The organism is Microbacterium sp. Bi128 (assembly GCF_918698205.1).
The window spans coordinates 1-1668 of the sequence record NZ_CAKKMM010001137.1 but is presented as its reverse complement, the minus strand read 5'-3'; the positions used below and the strand labels follow the sequence as shown (position 1 = coordinate 1668).

Annotated in this window: 4 protein-coding genes; all 4 read right to left on the bottom strand. The window is 67.4% G+C overall.

What is annotated here, in order from left to right:
• A partial coding sequence (locus LQV45_RS30550) for an FAD-dependent oxidoreductase (protein ID WP_374208341.1) occupies window positions 1-353 on the bottom strand: 353 nt, incomplete at its 3' end.
• A 2-nt stretch (window positions 354-355) separates the two neighbouring features.
• Entirely contained in the window at window positions 356-676 is a 321-nt protein-coding gene (locus LQV45_RS30545; RefSeq protein ID WP_230010994.1) for a 2Fe-2S iron-sulfur cluster-binding protein, read from the bottom strand.
• Window positions 677-723: 47 nt separating this feature from the next.
• A complete protein-coding gene (locus tag LQV45_RS30540) occupies window positions 724-1485 on the bottom strand; it encodes an SDR family NAD(P)-dependent oxidoreductase (RefSeq protein ID WP_230010992.1) in 762 nt (253 codons plus the stop codon).
• On the bottom strand, window positions 1478-1668 hold a 191-nt coding region (locus LQV45_RS30535), incomplete at its 5' end, for a PEP-utilizing enzyme (protein WP_230010990.1). The genes LQV45_RS30535 and LQV45_RS30540, both read right to left, overlap by 8 nt.

Genomic DNA, 1668 nt, shown 5'->3' with positions numbered 1-1668 from the left:
GAGGAAGAATGCGCGACCCCGGAGCCGGTGGGTTCCTTGTCGATCCGGACGATGTATTCGCCCTTGACCAGGGCCACGTTGTGTCCGGCCCAGTAATCGTTGGAGCGGAAGATCAGTGATTCGCTCTCTACCGTGCCCTGCAGGAACTCCTTGGACAGGGCCGGCCGCTGGTAGGGTCGGTGGTCCTCGTCTCCGAGCAGGGTGATGTGTTCGTCGAAGCCGAGTGCCCGCAGCGATACAGCAAGCTGGACCCCGGACTGGCTGGCGCCGATGATCAGGAGCCCCGTGCGCGTTGGAGTGCTTTGCTCCGCGACGAGGGTGTCAGTTGCCTGCTCCACTGCTTCCGCGCCCACGGCTACACCTGGGTTTCCGGGGTGGTGACGAACAGCTCCACCGCGTCCGTGAGCCGGAGCTGGCAGGACAGCCGCGAGTTGTCCTCACGGTCGACGGCGGTGCCGTAGAGCATTTCGTCTTCCATGTCCTCCATCGGCGGAAGCTGCGAAAGGCAGTCCTCGCGGACGAAGACATGGCAGGTAGCGCAGGACAATGAGCCGCCGCATTCGGCGACGATCCCGGGGACGCCGTTGCGGACGGCCGTTTCCATGACTGAATCGCCGGGGTTTCCCTGGACGTCGCGGACAGCGCCCCCGGCGTCGGTGAAATGAACCGTTGGCATGTGGTTCTCCTTAGGTTGAATCGGATGATGGCAGGCAAGGGAGCGCCTCAGATGAACTGGCGGCCGCCGTCCACCACCATGGTCTGGCCCGTGTAGTAGGAACTGTCCGGCCCAGCCAGGAAGAGGGCCGCGCCCACGATGTCCTCGGGCTGGCTGGCCCGCTTGATGGCCCCGCGGTCCACACCGTAGTTCTCGGCGTTCTCCATCAGGCCGTAGCTGGCTTCGGTGAGCGTGAAGCCGGGGGCGATCGCGTTGACCGTGATCCCGCGGCGGCCCAGTTCCTTGGCCATCACCCGGGTCAGGGCCACCACGCCGCCCTTGGACGCGACGTAGTGGAGCCACTGTTCCGAGCCGCTGAAGATGGTGGCGCTGGAGAGGTTGATGACGCGCCCGCCCTCGGGCAGGTACGGGCTCGCCGCGCGGGTCACGAGCCAGGGGCCCTTGAGGTTGACGTTCATCACCAGGTCCCATTCGGCCGGGTCGATGTCCTCGAACGGGCTGCGGGTCACCCCCGCGTACACCGCCGCGTTGTTGAGGACGACGTCGATGCTTCCGTTCCCGAAGTCCGCGCAGTCCCGTGCGAGGATCTCAGTGGAGTCCACGCTGGTGACGTCCGCCGGGAAGGCGGCGGCCTCGGCGCCGAGTTCGCGGACCAGTTTGGCCGTCTGCTCAGCGCCCTCGAGGTTGATGTCGGCGACCGCCACGCGGTACCCGCGGCCGGCAAAGCCGAGCGCAAACGCCCGGCCCAGCCCGCCGGCGGCACCGGTGATCAGGACGGTCCTTCCAGCCGGCGCGTTCAGCTCAGACATGACTGTGGCTGTGGGCGTGGGCGCCGGGTCCGGTCGCCAGGAGCTCCGGTTGGTCGGCATCGAGGATCTGCACGGTGCCCTTGGTGCCGTCCACCCGCAGCCGCTGGCCGGTCTTGATGGTGGTGGAGGCGGAACCCGTTCCGGTCACCGCCGGAAGACCGTACTCCCGGCAGACGATGGCCG